Annotated in this window: 20 protein-coding genes; 7 read left to right on the top strand and 13 right to left on the bottom strand. The window is 67.0% G+C overall.

Annotated features, from left to right (window positions below; genetic code table 11):
- Window positions 1–65 precede the first annotated feature (65 nt).
- Both KIT25_07855 and KIT25_07860 read left to right on the top strand, forming a co-directional pair.
- Window positions 66–1,010 carry a J domain-containing protein gene (locus KIT25_07855; protein UYN96831.1) on the top strand — a complete coding sequence of 315 codons (945 nt, stop codon included), beginning with the start codon at window positions 66–68 and terminating at the stop codon, window positions 1,008–1,010.
- On the top strand, window positions 1,007–1,339 hold the full coding sequence (locus KIT25_07860) for a hypothetical protein (protein ID UYN96832.1): 333 nt from the start codon (window positions 1,007–1,009) through the stop codon (window positions 1,337–1,339). The genes KIT25_07855 and KIT25_07860 overlap by 4 nt, the downstream gene beginning before the upstream one ends.
- A 12-nt stretch (window positions 1,340–1,351) precedes the next feature.
- Here the strand turns inward: KIT25_07860 and KIT25_07865 are convergent, their stop codons facing one another.
- The 3 genes from KIT25_07865 to KIT25_07875 all read right to left on the bottom strand — a co-directional run bounded on the left by KIT25_07865 (window position 1,352) and on the right by KIT25_07875 (window position 5,538).
- Window positions 1,352–1,936, bottom strand: a complete 585-nt coding sequence (locus KIT25_07865; protein UYN96833.1) for an NAD(P)H-dependent oxidoreductase — start codon at window positions 1,934–1,936, stop codon at window positions 1,352–1,354.
- Window positions 1,937–1,979: 43 nt separating this feature from the next.
- Window positions 1,980–4,250, bottom strand: a complete 2,271-nt coding sequence (locus KIT25_07870; GenBank protein UYN96834.1) for a xanthine dehydrogenase family protein molybdopterin-binding subunit — start codon at window positions 4,248–4,250, stop codon at window positions 1,980–1,982.
- 244 nt (window positions 4,251–4,494) lie between these two features.
- The gene (locus KIT25_07875; protein ID UYN96835.1) at window positions 4,495–5,538 is read right to left on the bottom strand and encodes a threonine aldolase family protein; all 1,044 of its coding nucleotides are present in this window, start codon (window positions 5,536–5,538) and stop codon (window positions 4,495–4,497) included.
- A 90-nt stretch (window positions 5,539–5,628) separates the two neighbouring features.
- Between KIT25_07875 and KIT25_07880 the strand changes: the two genes are divergently transcribed.
- A complete protein-coding gene (locus KIT25_07880; protein UYN97863.1) occupies window positions 5,629–6,423 on the top strand; it encodes an enoyl-CoA hydratase/isomerase family protein in 795 nt (264 codons plus the stop codon).
- Window positions 6,424–6,609: 186 nt separating this feature from the next.
- Here KIT25_07880 and KIT25_07885 read toward each other — a convergent pair whose 3' ends face one another.
- The 5 genes from KIT25_07885 to KIT25_07905 form a co-directional block, all read right to left on the bottom strand.
- The gene (locus KIT25_07885) at window positions 6,610–7,404 is read right to left on the bottom strand and encodes a hypothetical protein (GenBank protein UYN96836.1); all 795 of its coding nucleotides are present in this window, start codon (window positions 7,402–7,404) and stop codon (window positions 6,610–6,612) included.
- A gap of 143 nt (window positions 7,405–7,547) precedes the next feature.
- Entirely contained in the window at window positions 7,548–7,952 is a 405-nt protein-coding gene (locus tag KIT25_07890) for a VOC family protein (GenBank protein ID UYN96837.1), read from the bottom strand.
- A complete protein-coding gene (locus KIT25_07895) occupies window positions 7,949–8,965 on the bottom strand; it encodes an NADPH:quinone oxidoreductase family protein (protein UYN96838.1) in 1,017 nt (338 codons plus the stop codon). Before KIT25_07895 ends, KIT25_07890 begins: the two co-directional genes overlap by 4 nt.
- Window positions 8,966–8,973: 8 nt before the next feature.
- Window positions 8,974–10,197, bottom strand: coding sequence for a cytochrome P450 (locus KIT25_07900; GenBank protein ID UYN96839.1), 1,224 nt, complete (start codon window positions 10,195–10,197; stop codon window positions 8,974–8,976).
- A gap of 11 nt (window positions 10,198–10,208) precedes the next feature.
- Entirely contained in the window at window positions 10,209–11,045 is an 837-nt protein-coding gene (locus KIT25_07905; GenBank protein UYN96840.1) for an enoyl-CoA hydratase/isomerase family protein, read from the bottom strand.
- A 108-nt stretch (window positions 11,046–11,153) separates the two neighbouring features.
- On the opposite strand from KIT25_07905, the gene KIT25_07910 reads away from it, so the two are divergent.
- The 3 genes from KIT25_07910 to KIT25_07920 all read left to right on the top strand — a co-directional run bounded on the left by KIT25_07910 (window position 11,154) and on the right by KIT25_07920 (window position 13,498).
- Window positions 11,154–11,945, top strand: coding sequence for an enoyl-CoA hydratase (locus tag KIT25_07910; protein UYN96841.1), 792 nt, complete (start codon window positions 11,154–11,156; stop codon window positions 11,943–11,945).
- A gap of 61 nt (window positions 11,946–12,006) precedes the next feature.
- Window positions 12,007–12,756: a VOC family protein gene (locus KIT25_07915; GenBank protein ID UYN96842.1), complete on the top strand. Its 750-nt coding sequence runs from the start codon at window positions 12,007–12,009 to the stop codon at window positions 12,754–12,756.
- A gap of 4 nt (window positions 12,757–12,760) precedes the next feature.
- Window positions 12,761–13,498 carry a glutathione S-transferase family protein gene (locus KIT25_07920; GenBank protein ID UYN96843.1) on the top strand — a complete coding sequence of 246 codons (738 nt, stop codon included), beginning with the start codon at window positions 12,761–12,763 and terminating at the stop codon, window positions 13,496–13,498.
- Here KIT25_07920 and KIT25_07925 read toward each other — a convergent pair.
- Both KIT25_07925 and KIT25_07930 read right to left on the bottom strand, forming a co-directional pair.
- Window positions 13,485–14,711, bottom strand: a complete 1,227-nt coding sequence (locus KIT25_07925; GenBank protein UYN96844.1) for an MFS transporter — start codon at window positions 14,709–14,711, stop codon at window positions 13,485–13,487. The genes KIT25_07920 and KIT25_07925 overlap by 14 nt on opposite strands.
- Window positions 14,708–15,160: a MarR family transcriptional regulator gene (locus KIT25_07930; GenBank protein ID UYN96845.1), complete on the bottom strand. Its 453-nt coding sequence runs from the start codon at window positions 15,158–15,160 to the stop codon at window positions 14,708–14,710. The genes KIT25_07925 and KIT25_07930 overlap by 4 nt, the downstream gene beginning before the upstream one ends.
- A 42-nt stretch (window positions 15,161–15,202) precedes the next feature.
- Between KIT25_07930 and KIT25_07935 the strand changes: the two genes are divergently transcribed.
- Window positions 15,203–15,604: a hypothetical protein gene (locus KIT25_07935; GenBank protein ID UYN96846.1), complete on the top strand. Its 402-nt coding sequence runs from the start codon at window positions 15,203–15,205 to the stop codon at window positions 15,602–15,604.
- Here the strand turns inward: KIT25_07935 and KIT25_07940 are convergent.
- From KIT25_07940 to KIT25_07950, 3 genes are all read right to left on the bottom strand, one after another.
- Window positions 15,601–16,572 carry a nitronate monooxygenase gene (locus KIT25_07940; protein ID UYN97864.1) on the bottom strand — a complete coding sequence of 324 codons (972 nt, stop codon included), beginning with the start codon at window positions 16,570–16,572 and terminating at the stop codon, window positions 15,601–15,603. The two genes, KIT25_07935 and KIT25_07940, sit on opposite strands and share 4 nt — an antisense overlap.
- Before the next feature lie 66 nt (window positions 16,573–16,638).
- The gene (locus KIT25_07945; protein UYN97865.1) at window positions 16,639–17,754 is read right to left on the bottom strand and encodes an NAD(P)/FAD-dependent oxidoreductase; all 1,116 of its coding nucleotides are present in this window, start codon (window positions 17,752–17,754) and stop codon (window positions 16,639–16,641) included.
- A gap of 16 nt (window positions 17,755–17,770) precedes the next feature.
- Complete coding sequence (locus tag KIT25_07950) at window positions 17,771–18,832, bottom strand: linear amide C-N hydrolase (GenBank protein ID UYN96847.1); 1,062 nt, start codon at window positions 18,830–18,832, stop codon at window positions 17,771–17,773.
- Window positions 18,833–18,848 lie beyond the last annotated feature (16 nt).

Here is an 18,848-nt window from a genome sequence, read left to right on the forward strand (position 1 = left end):
GCCCTTGACGGCGCCTTGACACGCATCAAATGAAGGGGCCGTTACTTGTGGTTTGTTGAACGCCGATGATGGATCCCTACGCCGTACTGGGCGTGCCCAAGACCGCCTCCCCGGATGACGTCCGCAAGGCGTTCCGCAAGCTTGCCAAGAAGTATCATCCCGACCTCAATCCGGGCGACAAGGGGGCCGAGGCCAGGTTCAAGGAGATCGGCCAGGCCAACGACCTGCTGTCCGATCCCGAGAAGCGCCGCCGCTTCGATGCCGGCGAGATCGACGCCTTGGGCCAGGAGGTACCGCCGCGCGGCTTCTATCGCGACGCGGCAGGCGGTGCGGACGGACGCAAGTACCGACGCGCCGGCGGCCACGAGTCCTTCGTCGACATGGGCGGCATCTTCTCGGAAATGTTCGGTGGTGGCAGCGGCGGCGCGCGCGGATTTCACTTCGAAGGCGGCGAAGGTTTCGAGTTCGGCGGACTTCCCGTGAGCTATTCCCTCAGTGTGCCGTTCCTGGTGGCGGCGCGCGGCGGCAAGCAGCGGGTCACGCTGCCCGACGGCCGCACGCTCGACATCGACGTTCCCGAAGGCACGACCGACCGGCAGACGCTCCGACTCAAGGGTCAGGGCATGCCCGGCCGCGACGGCGGACCGCCGGGCGATGCCTATGTCGAGATCCACGTCCAGCCGCACGCCTTCTTCGAGCCGCGCGACAACGACGTTCACGTCGAGCTTCCGGTAACACTCGCCGAGGCCGCTCTCGGCGGCAAGGTGCGCGTGCCGACGGTTGGCGGCCCGGTCATGTTGAACGTGCCGCCCGGCTCGAACACCGGCACGTCGCTCCGGCTCAAGGGCCGCGGCCTGCTCGACCGCAAGTCGGGCCAGCGCGGCGACCAGTATGTCAGGCTCAAGATCGTGCTGCCCGACGCGCCCGACGACAAGCTCAGGGCGTTCCTGGAATCGTGGGAGGAGGGTCGAAAGCACGATCCGCGCGCGGCGATGGAGCAGTTCACATGATCGGCCTCGAGGAGTTGCTGCGCGCGCGGGGCGGCCTGACGGTCGTGCATGTCGAGCGCTGGGTGGCCCGCGGCCTGCTGCGGCCGGGTGGCGCGCCGGGCGCCTGGCGCTTCGAGCGGATCGACGTGGCGCGCGCCTGCCTGCTGGCCGAGTTGACGGACGACCTCGCCATCGACGACGACACGCTCGAGGCGATGGTCGCGCTGATCGATCAAATCCATACGCTGCGTGAACAGCTCGGTTTGCTGGGGCGTGCGATCGCCGAGCAACCGCTCGCTTCGCGCGAGGCGATCGCCGCTGCCCTCGAACGGCTCGGCGGCGGGCGGTGAGGTCGGGCGCCGCTAGAACCCGCTTCGGCCGAGGTTCGTGACTTCGTCCAGGCGCTTCCGGATCGTCTGGCTCTTTGCGCCGCCGACGCCGCCGATCAGCGTGGCGCGCACGGGCCCGATGCCGACGAACTTCAGGATATTCCGCTCAAGGTTCTTGAGCCCATGGGCCCGGAAATACCAGCGATAGACGAAGGCTGGCATGCCCATGGTGACGATGACGCGCGCCGACCGACCCTTGAGATGCATCGTCGGAAGGCCGCTCGGCCGGTAGTCGAAGGCGAAGCCCGGCCGCAGCGTCTGCTCGAAGAACGCCTTCAGCACCGCCGGGATGTCGCCGAGCCACAGCGGGAAGACGACCACCAGATGGTCGGCCCACAGGATGTCTTGTTGGGCAGCAACGATGGCGGCGGGTACCTTGCCCTTCTCAAATTCCGCCTGCGAACGAAGAAAGCCGAAATCGAGGCCGGCCACGTCGATGCGGCGCACGTCGTTGCCGGCGTCACGCGCACCTTCGGCGTAGGCCTCGGCCAGCGCATGGCACAGGCCCTTGCTGGAGGCATCGGGATGACCGTTGAGGATCAGGATCTTTCGGGGCATGCGCGTGTGTTGCACGCTTCGCCGGCGGGGAAATTGATCTGCGTCAGGAGCTGTGCAGCGCCCGCCAGACCTTCTCGGCCGTGATAGGCATGTCGATGTGCCGGACAGCGTGTGGCCGCAGCGCGTCCATCACGGCGTTGCCGAGCGCGGCCGGCGCGCCATTGGTCGGCAGCTCGCCGACGCCCTTGAAGCCCAGGATGTTGTTGGGCGAGGGCGTGGCGATGGTCGTGACGGCAACACCTGGCACGTCGTCGGCCCGCGGCAGCGCATAGTCCATCAGCGTCGCCGTCAGGAGCTGGCCCGCCTCGTCGTACACCGCCTGCTCCATGAGGGCATTACCGAGACCGTGGACGACACCGCCCTGCACCTGGCCCTCGAGCAGGCGGGGATTCACCACGATGCCCGCGTCGACGGCGGAGGTGAAGCGGTCGACGCGCACGGCGCCCGTGTCGGGATCGATCTCGACCTCGCAGACCATGACGCCGGTCGGGAATGAGTCGATCTTGTCGGCGAACACGGCGTCGCCCTCGAAGCGCCTCCAAGCGGCCAGTTCGAACAGGCCGATGCGATGGTCGGTACCGACAACCTCGAAGGCACCGTCGCGATACTGGATATCGGCCGGCGCGGCCTCCAGCCGTTCGGCGGCGAGATCGCGGCCGCGCTCGATCACGACGTCGGCGGCGCGTTTGAGTGTCGTGCCGCTGATGATGGTCGAGGAGGAGCCGCCGGTGCCGCCACCGTGCGGGTTGGCGCGCGTATCGCCCTGGTGCAGTTCGATCCGTTCCACCGGGACGCCGAGGGCCGTCGACAGGATCTGCGCGAACACGGTTTCGTGGCCCTGGCCCTGGCTCTGCGTGCCGGCGAAGGCGACCAGTCGGTCGGGTTCGACCCGCACCACGACATGCTCGTCGGCGATGCCGCCGGTGCCGTGCAGATGGCAGGAGAGGCCGAGGCCGCGCAGGGCTCCCCTGGCTTCGCTCGCCGCGCGACGTGCGGCGAACCCCGCGACATCGGCCGCCTGCAACGCGGCCTCGAACAGGCGTGGGCAATCGGCGGCATCGTAGGTGTAACCGCTCGCCGCCTTGTAGGGCATGTCCTCGGGCCGCAGCAAATTCAGCCGGCGCAGGTCGACCGGAGATCGCCCGGTCTCGCGGGCGGCGATGTCGACCAGCCGCTCGAGCAGGAACAGCGCCTCCGGTTTGCCGGCGCCGCGAATGGCGTCGACCGGCACGGTGTTGCTGAAGGCGCAGTCGAAGTCGAGACAGAGCGCGGGGATGCGATAGAGGCCGGAGATCACCTTGGCCATGCCGGTAGTCGGGATCGACGGCGCGAACATGCCGAGATAGGCGCCATAGTTGGCCTCCGCCTTGACGCGCAGGCCGAGGAAGCGGCCGTCGCTGTCGAGCGCCAGCTCGGCGTTGGCGACAAGGTCGCGCGCATGCGTGTCGCTGAGAGCATGTTCGGTCCGCTCGGCGCTCCAACGCAGGCCGCGCCGGAGTTTGCGCGTCGCCCAGGCGATCAGGATCGATTCGACGGAAATGGGATACTTCGGGCCGAAGCCGCCGCCGACATCCTCCGTGACCAGCCTGAGCTTTTCCCTGGGCAGGTTCAACACGCGCTCGCACATCAGCCGGTGCGGGATGTGCACGCCCTGCGAGGACAGCGTGACCGTGACGAGTTCTTCGGTCGCCGAATAGGCCGACCAGACCGCGCGCGTTTCCATGTAGTGGGCGATCTGACGCGGCGAGCGGATGGCCAGCCGCGCGACGTGCGCGGCTCTGGCGAAGGCCGTCTCGGTGGCCGCGCGATCGCCGCGCTCCCAGCGGCACATGAGGTTTCCGGGCGCGTCGTCGTGCAGCTGCGGTGCATCCGGCGCGAGCGCGTCGGCTACCGTGACGACGGCCGGCTGCTCCTCGTATGCCACCCCCAACGCCTCGGCGGCGTCGCGCGCCTGGTCGGGCGTATCGGCGATCACCATGGCGACGATGTCGCCGACGAACCGCACCTTGCTAACCGACATCGGCAGGTGCGTCGGCTCTCGATGCCGGTTGCCAGCGGGATCCTTGATCTCGCTGATGGTCGGCACGTGGCCCAGCCCGTCGGCCGACGTGTCGTCCGCGGTGTAGATCGCGATGGCGCCGGGCGCGGCGAGCGCGTCGCGCTTGTCGATGGAGACGATCCGCGCGTGGGCATGCGGCGAGCGCACAAACAGGACGGCAGCGCAGTCGCTCGGCGCCGTATTATCCGTGTATCGTCCGCGACCCGTCAGGAATCGGGCATCTTCACGCCTCGAGATCGACCGGCCGATCGTCATCGCCGCATGTCTCGGAAGTATATACGGGCGTTCCGCCACACGAATTGCGGGTGTCCCAGACTTCCGCCGAAACTGCAGGAACTGCCGTAACTGTACAAATCGTCTGGATGCATCGGGTCCTCCCGACCAGCCTCGCCTCCGACATCGGCTATCGCCGAACAAAGTGAACTCCCGTCGCGTTGGGCGTCGGGTGCAGTCAGCCCACTAGCATGCGTACAGCGGTATGGTCAAACAATTTATACGATCAGGCAGCCAGCACGTCGCCGATCACCTTGAGCGCCGCGTCGATGTCGACACGGTTGACGTCGAGATGGGTGACCGCGCGAATGCGGGTCGGCGAGTTGGCGCCGAGGCCGACGCCGCGCTCCCTGCAGGCCTCGACCAGCCTGGGCGCGGTCCAGCCCGGCTTTTTCACGTCGAAGAATACAAGATTGGTCTGCATCCTCGGCACATCGCACTCGAGGCCCGCGATATTGGCTACACCTTCGGCGAGGTGGTGGGCGTTGTCGTGGTCCTCCGCCAGCCGGTCCCAGTTGTGCTCCAGCGCGTAGAGCGCGGCGGCAGCGATGACGCCGGACTGCCGCATCGAACCGCCCAGCATCTGCTTCTGCCGCCAGGCCTCCCTGATGAATTCCCGGGAGCCGGCGAGGCTCGCGCCGACCGGCGCGCCGAGTCCCTTGCTGTAGTCGAGCCACAGCGAATCCACGCAGGCGGCATAGTCCCTCGCCGGCGTGCCGGTCTTGACGCTCGCGTTGCACAGCCGCGCGCCATCCATGTGCAGGGCGAGGCCGGCGCCACGCGCCACCTTGGAGACCGCCTGCATGGTGGCGAGCGGCCACGCGGTGCCGAAGCCGCCGTTGGAGGTGTTTTCCACCGATACCAGACGCGAGCGCGGGGCATGGCGGATGTTGGGGTCGCGGATCGCCGCCTGTACTTGCTCGGCGGTGAAGACGCCGTTGGGGCCGTCGAGCATGCGGATCATCACGCCGGAATTGGCGGCCGTCCCGCCGGACTCGGCGTTGATGATGTGCGCCGTGCGGTCGGCGATCACCTCGTCGCCCAGCCGGCACTGTATGCGGATGGCGATCTGGTTGGCCATGGTCCCGCTCGGCAGGAAGACCGAGTCCTCCTTGCCGAGGATCTCGCACACTCGCTCGCGCAGTCGCTCGGTCGTCGGGTCCTCGAACTTCTGCTCGTCGCCGACCTCGGCCTCGGCCATCGCCTTGCGCATGCCCGGTGAAGGCCTGGTCTTGGTGTCGCTGTAGAGGTCGATGAAGCGGTTTTGCATGGCGTGGCGGGTGCTCCTGCGCCACCATAGCGGCATTCGCGACCAGGAGGAAACATGAGCCAGCTTGCGGCCCAGCCCGCAGCTCCGCTAATGCCGGAAGAATTGCTTTATGCCGTCGACGGGCCGATCGCGACGGTGACGCTGAACGCCCCGCAGCGCATGAACACCATCTCCGGACCGATGCTGAAGCAGCTCACCGACGCGCTGGTGCGGGCGAACGAGGACGGGATGGTGCGGGTGGTCATCCTGACCGGTGCCGGCCGGGCCTTCTGCGCCGGTCTCAATCTCGAGGCCCAGAGCAAGGATACCGACAACCTGTCGGTCGGATCGGGCGCCTCGCCCACCAGTATAGACCTGCGCAATACGCCGCCACCGGTGCTGCATGCCATGGACAAGCCGGTGATCGCCGCGCTGAACGGCAGTGCTGCGGGCTACGGCCTCGATCTGGCGCTGGGTGCCGACATCCGGGTCATGGCGCAATCGGCCAAGCTCGCCGCTTCATATGCCAAGCGCGGCGTGCTGCCCGAATCGGGCGGCACCTGGTACCTGCCGCGGCTGCTGGGCTGGGCGAAGGCAGCGGAGATCATCTTCACCGGGCGCACGCTCGGCGCGGAGCAATCGTTGTCGCTCGGCCTGGTCAACAGCGTCGTGCCCGACGCCGACGTCCTGGGAGCGGCGCGCGCCCTCGCACTGGAAATCGCAGCCAATGCCCCGCTCGCCATCCAGGCCGCCAAGCGCATGATGCGCATGGCCTGGAACGAGCCGTTCAACGAGCACGTTCATCATGTCTTTCTGCAGCTACTGCCCCTGATGCAGACCGAAGACATGAAGGAGGGCGTTCGTGCCTTCCTGGAAAAGCGCGAGCCGAGCTTCCAAGGACGGTAGGTCCTGCACTGCGTATCGGGCCGGCTGAAGCTCAGGTCGTCAAGACCGCCGCGGTGGTCGGCAGGCAACAACGCGATGGAAGTCATCCGCCGGACCAAGGACGGCGCCGCTAAGACCAAGCTCGACGGCTACTGCCTGTTCGAGGCGCCGCTGACGAAGAAGTAGGCGCGATACCCATTCCGTGGATCAGGGTGTCGTAGAACCTCGATTGACGCCGATCAGCGTCTTGAGGGTTTCCAGGACGCGGTTGAGCAGGGCCAACACCAGGCTCGTGCTGAAGCCGAAAAGAAATGGCGCCAGGATCAGCGCGTATGTGCTCGGATCGGTCATTTCGCGGGCGACCTGACTTTGAAATGTCCCGCTCAGGGCATCGAGGCCCTGGAAGGAGATGGGCGCGCCCAGCAAGAAGGCGAACACGGCGCCGAGCACGATTCGAATCGTCAGGAGGTTGCGATTGGTCAAATCGACATTGTCGCTGACGACGACGTCCGTGGCGTTCGCCGAAGACGGTGGCTTGTGATTGGAAGCGCTGACTCCGAGAAAGGCACAGGCGCCCATGGCCCCCTGCGAAACCGTCCATCCGAACACGGAGAAGAGAAACAGGAAGGCCCGCAGCGGAGAATCGGGCAACCGAAAGGTTTGGTAGAGAACGTAGAATGCCGCGAAAAACACGGAGCAACCGAGGAAGATCAGCGGCATGGTCTTGAAAAAGAAGCCGAGCTCGTGCACTCGCATCTTCCAGCGCTGGTTGTCATCCAGCATGGTGATGAGGGCGGTGAGCTTGGCATCCAGGAGCGCCCACTCTTCTTCGGTGGGAGCCCTACCGCTGGTCCCGTAGGAAAAGTCGTTCAACTCGCCGAGGTCGATCGCCGGAAGGTACGCTGGTGGAATCGGCACACGTTCCTCGAACAGGAACTGCTTGATCTTCCTGATTTCGGTCAGCTGCGACATGAACTGTGCGTCGCCGATCAAGACAGCCATGTCTGCCTCCGCAGTATCCAGTGAACGCTCGCACCGGTTGCGATCTGGGTCAACGGGCCGTGCCGCGGAACCTCAAAGCAGAGCGAGAGCCGTGGATGCCGGCGGCGGGGCGTAACGTCGCTCGGACTGCACAGGTTGTGAACCTACACGGCCTCGATCAACGCGTCGTAGCCGCGCGCGTTGAACTGCAGCAGGCAGAAGCCGTGCCCGAAGGGATCGGCGAGCATGGCGATGCGTCCATAGGGCGTGTCGCGCGCCGCCGCCTCGACCCTGGCGCCCACGGCGACGGCACGGGTCACGGCTGCATCCACGTCGTCCACCACGATGTCGGCATGGATCGGCGTCCAATGACGTTCGTAGCGCCGCCTGTCTCCACCGGCGCCGACGGTGCCTGGCTCCTTGGTCAACAGATAGACAGGCGCGGGCCAGCCCGTCAGCTCGACGAAATCGGTGCCGAAACGGCGCCCCACCGTCAGCCCGAACGCCTCGGTGTAGAAGCGTTCGGCCGCGGCGACGTCGGGCACATCGATGTTGAGCAGGAACGTCATGGTCGGCGCTCCATGACGACGGCGACGCGTCCCGTGACCTGCCGTTCCAGCAGCGCATGCATCGCCTCGGCCGCCTGGTCGAGGCTGAAGGTGCGGTCGACGTGCGGGCGGCACAGGCTCGCCTCGCACCAGCCACGGATGCGCTCCATCAGCGCGAAGGTGCGGTCGGCTTGTTCGAAGCGTGCGTCATGCGGGCTCCAGCCGACGTAGTAACCGTAGTTGAAACCCATCACCGCGATGCTCTTGACGAGCAGGATGTTGGCGGGGACCTGCGGGATGACGCCGGAGGCGAAGCCGATCGGGCAGATGCGACCCTCGACCGCCATGCAGCGCAGCGACTGGGCGAACACGTCGCCGCCCACCGGGTCGTAGACGCGATCGACACCGCGGCCGTTCGTCAACTTCAGCACCTCGTCGCGAAAGTCGCCCACGGTGTAGTCGATGACATGGTCGGCGCCGTGCGCCTTGGCGAATGCGGTCTTGCGCGCGCCGCCGGCCGTCGCGATGACGGTCGCGCCCAGGATCTTGCCGATCTCGACGGCCGCCATGCCGACGCCGCCCGCCGCGGCATGGACCAGCAGCGTGTGGCCTTTCTGGACATCGAGGGCGAGCGGCCAGGTGAGCGCGCCGGCCGAGGTCGGGTAGGAGATCGGAAGCTGGATCGCCTCGACGAATCCGAGGTTCCGCGGCTTGGGAAACACGTTGACCTCGTGCGCGACGGCCTCCTCGGCGAGGCCACCCCAGTCGAGCACCGCCACGACCTCGTCGCCGACCTTGAGCCGGCGGCAGGCCGGGCCGGTCTCGATGACGACGCCCGACACTTCGGTGCCGGGCGCGAAGGGGAAGGACGGTCGACGCTGGTACTTGCCGGCGATGACGAGGGTGGTGGCGAAGCTCACGCCCGCCGCTGCGATCCGGATGCGTACCTGTTGCGGCCCGAGCGGCGACCGCTCGATCTCTTCCAGGTGCAATTGCTCGGGCCCGCCCCATTGGCGGCAGATCATGGCTTTCATGGCGTCACCTATAGCGCGACGGGAAGACTTTTCACGCCGCGCAGGATGAGGGAATCGTGCCACTCCGGCGCGCCGTCGGCGATGAGGCGGATGCCAGGCGCCCGTTCGGCCAGCCGCACGGCGGCGATCTGCGCCTCGAGCCGGGCGAGCGGCGCGCCGAGGCAGAAGTGGATGCCATGGCCGAAAGTCAGGTGCGGATTCTGCGGGCGGCCGATGTCGAAACGCTCGGGATCGTCGAAAGCTTCGGGGTCGCGGTTGGCCGAGTTGACGAAGGCGAAGACGCGCTGGCCGGCGCGGATCGTCTTGCCGGCCATCTCGATGTCGCCCGAGGCGACGCGGGCGATGGCGCCCGACGGCCCGTCGTAGCGCAGATACTCCTCGACTGCAGGCGCGGCGAGCGACGGCTCGGCGACCAGCCGCTCCCATTGGCCGCGATGTTTCATCGAGTAGAGGAAGCCGTTGCCGATCAGGTTGGTCGTCGTCTCGTGGCCGGCGAACAGCAGCAGGATGCAGGTGCCGATGATCTCGTCGGTGCTGAGCGCGTCCGCCTCGTCGCGCGCCAGGACGAGCTTGCTGATCATGTCGTCGCGCGGCGCGGCGGTGCGCGCCTCGACCAGATCGCGAAAGTAGCCCGACATGGCCTTGGCGCCCGTCTCCGCGCGCAGGTACTTGTTGCCCGCGACCTGGGCGCTGCCGATGAACAGCGCGATGTCGTCGGACCAGATCTTGACGCGATCGAGGTCGGCGCGCGGCACCCCCAGCAGGTCCATGATCACCGAGGCCGGCAGCGGATAGGCGAAGTCGGCGATGTAGTCGACGCTTTCGCCGCGTCGTGCCTTGGTCTGCATGCCGTCGATCAGGCGGGCGACGATGTCCTCGATGTTGGGTCGCAGATTCTCGACGCTGGTCGGCGTGAAGGCCTTGTTGAACAGCCGGCGCAGTCGCGTGTGGTCGGGCGGGTCGCGGAACACCATCCAGTGATTGAGGTAGCGCACCAGGCTCTCGATGCCGCCGCGCCGATATTCCGGGTTGGCCTTGAAGAAGGGCGTCAGCCGGTCGGCCGAGATCTGCCGGTTGTTGAGCGCGACCTGGCGGACGTCTGCATAGCGTGTGATGATCCATGCCTTCATCGCCGGCGACCAGTGCACCGGATCGCCGTCGCGCAGCCGCGCGAACTCGGGGAAGGGGTTGGCGTTGGTGGCGGGGTTGCCGAGGTCGAATGCGTAGGTCATGAAACCGCGTCCTATGCCCATGGCCCGAAGGGCGGCATGTCCCTGCTGGGTTTCATGGGAAATTGCGGCGGACGCTTCTCGAAGAATGACTTGATGCCTTCCTGCGCATCGGCGGCCTGGGCGAGATGGCCGACGCATTGCAGGTCGAGGGTGACGGCGTCGAGCGGGTCTTGGGCGCCCCACATGCTCCACATCAGGCGGCGGTTGACGGCGGCGGCGACCGAAGAGGTGCTGGCGTCCGCGAACTTTCGCGCCAGCGCCCGCGCCGAGGACAACAGGCCGTCGGGCGGGTGGACCGAGCGCACGAGCCCACCCTCCAGTGCCTCGTCGGCGCCCAACAGTTCGGCGGTCATCACCCATTCCTGCGCCTTCTGCATGCCCACGAGCCGTGGCAGAAACCAGCATGAGCCGGCTTCCATGGCCATGCCGCGTTTGTTGAAGACGAAGCCGACGCGGGCGGCGCTCGACATCATGCGAATATCCATCGGCAGGCACATGGTGATGCCGACACCGACCGCCGCGCCGTTGATCGCCGCCACAACGGGCTTCAGGCAATTGAGGATCGCGAGCGTGATGGAATCCCGGGCCTCGCGCTTGTGCGGCTTGGAGCCGTCGTTCCAGACTTGGAACGCGCCGCTGCCGCCGGAGATATCGGCGCCGGCGCAGAAAGCCCGGCCCGCGCCCGTCACGACGATCGAGCGCACGTCGTCCATGGCGTTGACGCGCGTGAAGAAGTCGATGAGGTCGCGGCTCATGGCGGGATTGAAGGCGTTCAGCTTGTCCGGCCGGTTGAGCGTCACGGTCATCACGCCGTCGGCGAGGTCCGTCAGCAACGTTTCGTAGGCCATGCTTCCTCCAGGTCGTTCCGCTCAGCAAGACGGAATGCCGTTGCGCGAGCGTGTCGTTTGGGAAACCATCGCCGCAACCTGAGCGAACCGCAATCCCGGAGGAGATCGATGTCCCACCTGCTCAAGACCGTCGAAGACGGTGTCATGAAGATCGTGCTCAACCGTCCGGAGGCGATGAATGCGCTGAGCCGCGACATGATGCAGGGCCTGACCGACGCGCTCGAGGAGGCGGCCGGCAGCCGCGCGATCGGCTGCGTGGTGGTGCGGGGTGCGGGTGACAAGGCGTTCTGCGCCGGCGGCGACGTGAAGTCGATGGCGGCGGGGCGCGACCAGGACAAGACCTACGAGGACAAGGTGCACGACATCAGGATCCGCATGAAGGTCTCGGAGATGCTGCACGAGATGGGCAAGCCGACCATCGCCATGGTGAATGGCGTCGCGGCCGGGGCCGGCCTGTCGCTCGCGCTCGCCGCCGACATGCGCTTCGCCGGCAAGTCGGCGCGCATGACGACCGCGTTCGCGAAGGTCGGCTTCTCGGGCGACTTCGGCTCGCACTACTTCCTGCACAAGCTGGTCGGCACGGCCAAGGCGCGCGAGCTCTATTTCACCGCCGAGATCCTGAATGCCGAGCAGATCGAGAAGCTCGGCCTCGCCAACCGTGTCGTCGACGATGCCGACCTCGAGAGCGAGACCATGGCGTTCGCGAAGAAGTTGGCGGCTGGCCCGCGCGTCGCCTGGTGGCACGTCAAGAAGAACATGAAGGTGGCGGAAGAGGGCACGCTCTCCGAGGCGCTCGACTCGGAGGCCGCGCGCATGATCCGCACCGGTGAGACAGAGGACCACAAGGAAGCCGCCCGCGCCTTCGTCGAGAAGCGCGCGCCGGTGTTCAGGGGCGTCTGAGGCGCGACACGCTGTCGCCACGCCGCGGCGTCGCGATCGGTGCGGACAAGGAGAGGAAGCGATGCGGCTTCGGCAATGCGTGTTCGTCTGCAAGGACCTCGAGAGTTCGCGCGAGGAGCTGTGCGACATCCTGGGGATCGAGGTCGCGTACCGCGATCCCGGGGTCGCCAAATGGGGTCTGGTCAACGTCGTCTGCCCAACCGGGCACGACTTCCTCGAGATCGTGACGCCCGAGCAGCCGGGCACGTCGGCCGGCCGCTACATCGAGCGACGCAAGGGCGATGGCGGCTACATGGTGATCCTCCAGGTCCCGGACGCCGCGGCGGAGCGCAAGCGCGTGATCGACCTCGGCATACGGGCCGTCGCGCAGAAGGATCTGCCAGAATACCAGTACACCCACTTCCATCCGTCGGACACGTCGGGAGTGCTGCTGTCGCTCGACACGACCTTCGCTCCCAAGGGCGTCGATCCGGCGTTGTGGTGGCCGCCGGCGGAGAAGGACTGGCTGAAGCAAGCGCGCTCCGACGTCACCTGTGGTCTCGCCGGCGTGGAGATTCAGCATTCCGTCCCGTCCGCGGCGGCCGCGAACTGGTCGAGGATCCTGGGCCGGCCCGCCGACAACTGCCGCATCCAGCTCGACGGCGCGGAGATCCGCTTCGTGCCCGATCGCGACGGGCGCGGGCCCGGCGTGTCGGCCTACGACGTGAAGGCGGCGAACAAGGCCGCCGTGATGGCCGCCGCCGAGAAGCGAGGCAAGAAGCGCGGGCCTTCCCAGGTCAAGGTTTGCGGCTGCCGCATCAACCTGGTCTGAGCCGATGCTGATCGTCGGCAACTACCTGTCGCCCTACGTGCGCAAGGTGTTGCTCGCGCTTGAGCTCAAGGGGCTCGCCTATGAAATCGACCCACTCGTGCCGTTCTACGGCAACGATGCGTTCTCGAAGCTCAGTCCGCTCCGGCGCATTCCGGTGCTGATCGACGGCGATCTCGTCCTCACCGATTCCACGGTGATCAGCGAGTATCTCGACGATCTCAGGCCCGAGCCGCGCCTCTATCCGGCCGACATTCGCGACCGGGCGCGGGCGCGCTGGCTCGAGGAGTTTGCCGATACGCGCATGGGCGACGTCTTCATCTGGCGTTTCTTCGCCCAGATCGCCATCCGCCGCGGCGTCTGGGGCGAGGATCCTGACAAGGCGTTGATCGAGCGTACGCAGAAGGAAGACATTCCAGCCGTCCTCGACTACCTGGAGGCCGAGGCGCCCGCCGACGCGTTCCGCTTCGGGCCGCTCGGCATGGCGGATCTCGCGCCGGCCTGCATGGTGCGCACGGCGTCGTTCGCGCGCTTCCAGATCGACACGGATCGATGGCCCAGGACGGCGGCGTGGATGGAGCGTACCTACCAAGCCGCTCCGTTCGAGAAGCTCCTGAAGTTCGAGACCGTGATCGCCCGAAGTCCGCCGCCGCGACACCGCGAGATTCTGAAGTCGCTGGGAGCCCCGATCAGCGCCGTGAGCTACAGCGACGCCAGGCCTCGCCGCGGTATCATGCCGATCTAGGGACCAGGGGAACGGCGCCCGACTTCCGAATCACCAGGAACAGCAGCACGGCGAGGTTCACGACATTGAACGCCATGCCGACGCCGAAGGCCGGCAGATAGGAGGCGAACGAGTCGAACAGGACACCGGGCAGCCAGCCGCCCGCCGCCATGCCGAGGAAGCCCGCGAACATGACGGTCGGTACGCGCCAGTTGGCTTCGCGCGCGGTGTAGCACTCGCGGATCACGATGACGTAGGACGGCAGCAGGCCCGACAAACCGATGCCGAACACCGCCGACACGACGAACAGGGGAATCAGCTCCTGGGTCGCGAGATAGCCGAGCAGGCCGGTGATCTGCACCAACGAGCTGAAGAGCAGCGTGTGGAAGCCGCCGACGCGGTCGGCAAGCCATCCCCAGAACTGGCGGGCGAAAAAGGCGACGCCCAGCAACACCGAGAGCATGGCCGCGCTGGTCTGCGATGCGAAGCCGAGATCGCCGCAATAGGCAACGACATGGTTCATCGGCATGGCCATGGGCACGCAGCAGCAGAAGACCGCGACCATCAGCAACGCCATGAGCTGGTTCGGCGACAGGCCGAGTGTGGTGTCGTGGACCGTGGGCTGCGCGGCAGTGGCGCCGGATGGAGGAGCGGGGACCGGCGGTGGGCGCAGATAGACCAGGGCGAGCGCCACGACCGAGACGAAAATGAAGGCGGCGAAGGCGAGCATGGTCGCGCGCCAGCCGAATTCGTCGACACCGAACTGCAGGATCGGCGGCCAGATCGCGCCCGCGACTGCCTGGCCCGAGGCGATCAGCGCCACGGCCGAACCGCGACGTCGCTCGAACCACAGGCTCACATAGGTGAGAAGTGGCGCAAACATGCACGAAATGCCGAGCAGGCCGATCAGCAGCCCGTGGCCGATCGCCAGCTCGATGAGTCCACCGGAAGCCGAAAGCATCAGCCCCGCCGCCACCATTGCCGCGCCAAAAAGCACGACCCTTCTCACGCCGAGCCGGCCAGCCAGCCATCCCGCGACGATGCCGCCGAAGGCCGAGCCGATGTAGGAAACTGCCACGACGGTCGCGGGGCCGGAGCGCGCCGTCTCGAGCTCGGCCGCGATCGGCTTCATCGCCACGACGGTGACGAGGGGCGCACCGTAGCCGATGCTCATGACGGCGAGCGCGGCGCTCGCGGTGATCCATGCCGTCCGGCTGTCGAGCAGGTCCTTCATAGGACGTCCGCTCGCCGCGCCAGCCGCAGCGCGTCGTCGATCGACAGGCGCTGGCCGAGCTCGGCGTGGGCCTCGCGCCACGCGGCGAGCGCGATCTCGAGGCGGCGCGCTCCCTTCTCGGTCAGCCACACCATGCGCTTGCGCTGGTCGCTTTCGACGATGGCGATTTCGACCAGCCCATCCGCCTCCAGCGTTCTCAGCGTGCGTGACAGCGTCGACTGGTCGAGCCCCATCCGCTGGGCAAGAGCGCTCACCGTGTCGTCCGGCGCCGAAGCGACCATCGCCATGAGTCCGAACTGGCCGAAGGAGAGGCCGCATCCCTCCATGCGATCCTCGAGGAAGCGGGTGACCGCACGGACTGCCTGGCGCAAATTCCAGCCGGCGCACCCGGCCAGCGCCTGCGCGGCATCGACGCGCAATGTCTTCGTGGTTCGGAGTGGCTTGATCATGAAAAGATGTATATACATTAAATGTAGATACATGGAAGTGAAATGCACTGGCGGATGAAGGGCGTGGCGTCGCTGCATCCGTTCGTCGTCGGCCACTGCGCGACGGGGCTGGTCGTCGGCGCTTGTGCCGGTGCCTATCTGCCCGAGCCCTGGATGATACCGCTCGGTGCGGCCGCGATGGGAGTCGCCGCTGCCGCGAGCTCGGCCGTGTGCGCGTGGCGCCCCGGCCTAGACGCAGCGGTCTGGAAGCTCGTGCCGGCCGCGGCGGCCGCCAGCCCGTTGATGATGCTGGCGCTTGGCTTCATGGCCGCCGATTGGGAGTGCCTTGCCGGACGGCACCGCGGCTGGGATTGCGTCGGTGCGGCGATCGCGGTCCTGGTGGCCGGCCTGTCGCTCGTGCCGCCCCTCGGTGGCATGCTGTGGCGCTGGTGGCGCCGTCGCTAGGCCGCGATTGCCCCGGCGAGCCTGTTGCGGATCATGTCCTCGGCCTCGAGCACGATGCGTTCGACCAGCTCCTTGCAGCTCGGAACGTCCTTGATCAGGCCCATCACCGTACCGGCCGACCAGATGCCGTGCTCGAGGTCGCCGGTCTCGTAGACCACCTTGCCGCGGGCGCCGGCGACCAGCGGGCCGATCTCCTGGATCGTCTTGCCCTCGTGTTCCATCTCGATCGCCTTCCTGGCCACCGAGTTGCCGTAGACGCGGCTGGTGTTGCGCATGGTGCGGAAGATCAGCGACGTGGCGCGCTCGTCGCCGTCGACCAGCGCCTGCTTCACCTTGTCGTGGATGGGGGCCTCCTTCGTCGCCATGAAGCGTGTGCCCATGTTGATGCCATCGCAGCCCAGCGCCAGCGCCGCCACGAGCCCGCGCGCGTCGCCGAAACCGCCCGAGGCCAGCATCGGGATCTTGATGACGTTTGCCGCCGCCGGCAGCAGTACCAGGTTGGGGACGTCGTCCTCGCCCGGATGTCCGGCGCACTCGAAGCCGTCCATCGAGATCGCATCGACGCCCGCCTTCTCGGCAGAAATGCCGTGGCGCACCGAGGTGCATTTGTGGATGACCTTGATGCCGGCGTCCTTGAACTTGGGAAGGAAGGGCTTGGGATTGTTGCCCGCCGTCTCGACGATCTTGACGCCAGAATCGACGATGGCATCGATATATTCGCCGTAAGGCCTCGGCACCAGGGTCGGCAGGATGGTGAGATTGACGCCGAACGGCTGGTCCGTCATCTCGCGACAGCGCTTGATCTCCTTGCGCAGATCCTCCGGCGTCGGCTGGGTGAGCCCGGTCAGGATGCCGAGCGCGCCGGCGTTGGAGACCGCGGACGCCAGCTCGGCGCGTCCGACCCATTGCATGCCGCCCTGCACGATCGGATGCTTGATGCCGAACATTTCGGTGAAGCGCGTCTTGATCATCTGGCCGTGTCCCCGCCCGCTGCGTGTCTGTGCACGAGCATTAGCGAAGAGCGGGCGGGCGCACTAGCCCCCGGAATGTCCTTCCGCAACGCGGACGACCCGCTCTGCGAGCGCCAGCGACGCGGTGAGGCCCGGCGATTCGATGCCGAAGAGGTGGATCAATCCTGCGATGCCGTGCTGTGCCGGCCCCTGGATGACGAAGTCCTGCGCCGGCGCGCCCTGCGGCACGGTCTTCGGCCGGATCCCGGCATAGCCCGGCTGCAACGCGCCGTCCTTCAGCCCCGGCCAGTAGCGGCGCACCGCGGCGTAGAACTTGTCGGCGCGATGGGGGTCGACGGTGTAGTCGATGCCATCGATCCACTCGACGTCGGGGCCGAACTTGGCCTGGCCGCCCATGTCGACGGTGATGTGCACGCCGAGCCCGCCTGGCACCGGCACGGGGTAGATCAGGCGCGAGAAGGGCGAGCGGCCTGTCAGGGTGAAGTAGTTGCCTTTGGCGTAGTAGGCCGTGGGGATGCAGTCGGTCGGCATGCCCTCGATCCGCCGCGCGAGCGCCGGCGCGTGCAGGCCCGCACAGTTCACGACGAGCCGCGCCTTGAGCTCCATCGGCTCGGCGCCGCCAACCGCCAGTTCGATGCCGTCGTCCGTCGCGCGGCCGCTTTGCAGTGGAGCATGGAAGGCGAACATGGCCCCGCGCTCCTCAGCGTCACCCTGCAGCGCCAGCATGTAGGAGTGGCTGTCGACGATGCCGGTGGTGGGCGAGAGCAGGGCCGCCGTGCATTCGAGATTGGGCTCCATCGCCTTCGCTTCTGCTGTGGTCAGGAAGCGCATGTCCTCGACGCCGTTGGCCTCGGCGCGGTTCTTGATCGATGCCAGGGTCTCGCTTTCGGCGGGGCTCGTGGCGACGATCAACTTGCCGCAGTTGCGATGCGGCACGCCGTGCGCGGCACAGTAGGCGTAGAGTTTGCGCCGCCCCTCGACACAGGTCTCCGCCATCAGGCTGCCCTTGGGGTAGTAGATGCCGGCGTGGATGACTTCGGAATTGCGCGAGCTCGTCGCCGTGCCGATGCCCTCGGCCGCTTCCAGCACGATCACCTCGCGCCCGGCCAGCGCCAGCGCGCGGGCGACGGCCAAGCCCACCACGCCGGCGCCCACGACCACGCTGTCGACTGTCTCGATGGGCGAACTCATGGTGTCATTGTGGGCCTAGGAATCTGAAGGGCTCGTTCTCTCTGAAGTGCGCGAGGGCGTTGCCCGCGAAGACGTTGCGCTGACCATCGCCCAAGTCGAGCCTGCGCACCTTTCCGGTCCGGGGCGAGAAGTCGACTTGGTTGAGATCGACCCAGAAGGTATTGGGTGTAAGGGCCGATTCGAAGAAGTAGAGCCTGCGCTTGTGGTCGGCGACTGTGCGCCATCGCGTGGACGAGATGTTCGGTTCCTCCGGAGTGCTGATGCCGAACGGCACCGAGACGTTGCGGATGATGCTGAACACGCTGGCCAAGGCGACCACCGGGTCCTCACTCTTGGGAACGGCATTGACGTAGAATGAGGCGCGCGCAAAGCGATCGGCCGCGCGATTGGTGCCCGGCAGCATGACAGTGCCGCCGATCTCCTTCCAGTAGGAGACGAGCGCGAGCTGCTGGTCGAAGGTGGGGGAATTGGTCATCACCTGGTACTGCCGACCGTGATGGATGACCTGGCGGCCGTCGATATACTCGACGATGGCGCTGTCACCCGTCGCGTCCGATATGGACAGGTGCAGCGTCGCCAGCCGAGATTCGCCCGGCACTGCGTCGGTGACGATGACGAACGGCTCCTTGCGCAGCGCCTCCACCGCTTCCTGCACGGTTGCGAAATTGTCGAGGACCCACTGGGCCCAGGCCGCGATGGTGAGCGGCGGCCTGGACCCGTCTGGCACCGGATACTTCGATTCGACCAGCCACAGGACGTTGGCGGCCAGGCCGGCCTCGTTCAGCCCGTCGGTCGTCGAGATATCGTAACCCGAGACGATCACGCTACCGTATTTGGATGTCCATTTCAGCGAGTTCGGGCCAGCCTCGCCGTTGCGCGCCATGCCACGCGGGAAGATCCAGAGGTTGCTGCCGATCTCCGACTTCCAGTCCATCGAGCGCGCGGTAATCACGTCGCCGCGGGCGCCAAGGTAGACCAGGCGAGTACACCCTTCAGCCGGCGCGGCGGTCGCCGCCAGCAATGCCGCGAGCAATGTTGCGATAACTGGCCCCCGAGGGTGGAACATGGCGCTCTCCTTGCGG

It is taken from the genome of Enhydrobacter sp. (genome assembly GCA_025808875.1).
Lineage (GTDB): Bacteria > Pseudomonadota > Alphaproteobacteria > Reyranellales > Reyranellaceae > Reyranella.

Excerpts from the sequence above, each read along its gene's own strand:
- KIT25_07855 (UYN96831.1), top strand. The coding sequence starts at position 66 with ATGATGGATCCCTACGCCGTACTGGGCGTGCCCAAGACCGCCTCCCCG.
- KIT25_07860 (UYN96832.1), top strand. The coding sequence starts at position 1,007 with ATGATCGGCCTCGAGGAGTTGCTGCGCGCGCGGGGCGGCCTGACGGTC.
- KIT25_07865 (UYN96833.1), bottom strand. The coding sequence starts at position 1,936 with ATGCCCCGAAAGATCCTGATCCTCAACGGTCATCCCGATGCCTCCAGC.
- KIT25_07870 (UYN96834.1), bottom strand. The coding sequence starts at position 4,250 with ATGACGATCGGCCGGTCGATCTCGAGGCGTGAAGATGCCCGATTCCTG.
- KIT25_07875 (UYN96835.1), bottom strand. The coding sequence starts at position 5,538 with ATGCAAAACCGCTTCATCGACCTCTACAGCGACACCAAGACCAGGCCT.
- KIT25_07880 (UYN97863.1), top strand. The coding sequence starts at position 5,629 with ATGCCGGAAGAATTGCTTTATGCCGTCGACGGGCCGATCGCGACGGTG.
- KIT25_07885 (UYN96836.1), bottom strand. The coding sequence starts at position 7,404 with ATGGCTGTCTTGATCGGCGACGCACAGTTCATGTCGCAGCTGACCGAA.
- KIT25_07890 (UYN96837.1), bottom strand. The coding sequence starts at position 7,952 with ATGACGTTCCTGCTCAACATCGATGTGCCCGACGTCGCCGCGGCCGAA.
- KIT25_07895 (UYN96838.1), bottom strand. The coding sequence starts at position 8,965 with ATGAAAGCCATGATCTGCCGCCAATGGGGCGGGCCCGAGCAATTGCAC.
- KIT25_07900 (UYN96839.1), bottom strand. The coding sequence starts at position 10,197 with ATGACCTACGCATTCGACCTCGGCAACCCCGCCACCAACGCCAACCCC.
- KIT25_07905 (UYN96840.1), bottom strand. The coding sequence starts at position 11,045 with ATGGCCTACGAAACGTTGCTGACGGACCTCGCCGACGGCGTGATGACC.
- KIT25_07910 (UYN96841.1), top strand. The coding sequence starts at position 11,154 with ATGTCCCACCTGCTCAAGACCGTCGAAGACGGTGTCATGAAGATCGTG.
- KIT25_07915 (UYN96842.1), top strand. The coding sequence starts at position 12,007 with ATGCGGCTTCGGCAATGCGTGTTCGTCTGCAAGGACCTCGAGAGTTCG.
- KIT25_07920 (UYN96843.1), top strand. The coding sequence starts at position 12,761 with ATGCTGATCGTCGGCAACTACCTGTCGCCCTACGTGCGCAAGGTGTTG.
- KIT25_07925 (UYN96844.1), bottom strand. The coding sequence starts at position 14,711 with ATGAAGGACCTGCTCGACAGCCGGACGGCATGGATCACCGCGAGCGCC.
- KIT25_07930 (UYN96845.1), bottom strand. The coding sequence starts at position 15,160 with ATGATCAAGCCACTCCGAACCACGAAGACATTGCGCGTCGATGCCGCG.
- KIT25_07935 (UYN96846.1), top strand. The coding sequence starts at position 15,203 with ATGCACTGGCGGATGAAGGGCGTGGCGTCGCTGCATCCGTTCGTCGTC.
- KIT25_07950 (UYN96847.1), bottom strand. The coding sequence starts at position 18,832 with ATGTTCCACCCTCGGGGGCCAGTTATCGCAACATTGCTCGCGGCATTG.